This is a genomic window from Marinimicrobium locisalis (genome assembly GCF_039822625.1).
GTDB classification, from domain to species: Bacteria; Pseudomonadota; Gammaproteobacteria; order Pseudomonadales; family Cellvibrionaceae; genus Marinimicrobium; species Marinimicrobium locisalis.
Map to the genome: position 1 here is coordinate 1 of NZ_JBDLLG010000085.1, position 641 is coordinate 641.

1 protein-coding gene is annotated in these 641 nt (G+C 56.8%); it reads left to right on the forward strand.

Annotated features, from left to right (window positions below; genetic code table 11):
* Nucleotides 1-59: 59 nt before the first annotated feature.
* The coding region (locus AAE514_RS18505) for a tyrosine-type recombinase/integrase (RefSeq protein WP_347333042.1) at nucleotides 60-641 on the forward strand (582 nt) is incomplete at its 3' end.

The following is a 641-nucleotide window of genomic DNA, read 5'->3' on the forward strand; positions in this document are numbered from 1 at the left end:
GAGCTGAGATAATTCCCCTACGTGCTTATACCGAGCACGACAACTAGAGGAATTATCTCATGCAAAAAGCACAGCAAAAACGCCAGAATTCACTGTACCAAAAGCATCTTAGCGCGCTTAAGCGCCAAGGGAAAGCACCCTCCACCATTGATGTCTACGCCCGGGCCGTTCGCCGCGCTTGCGAGTATTTTGACGCCCCGATCGACACCCTGTCCCAGGAGCAGCTTGAAGGCTACTTCGAGTCCCTGGTAAACACCCACTCCTGGTCCACCGTCAAAGTCGATCGCAACGGCCTGCAGTTCTTCTACAAACACATTCTCAAGCGCGACTGGGAGTGGGTCGATATCGTCAAGCCGCCTCAGAGCAAACACCTCCCGGATGTACTCACGCTTAAAGAGATTGAGCGGCTGATCAACGGCACCCGCGAGCGCCGCTACCAGACGTTCATTCTGGTGACGTTCAGCATGGGCTTACGCCTCGGCGAGGCCCTGAATATCCGGGTCTCGGATATCGATAGTGAACGTATGACCCTGCACGTGCGCCAAGGCAAGGGCAAGAAGGACCGGTTCGTCATTCTGCCCCAGCTCGCCCTGGAGGCACTGCGTGCCTACTGGGCCAGCCACCGCAACCCCAACTGGCTG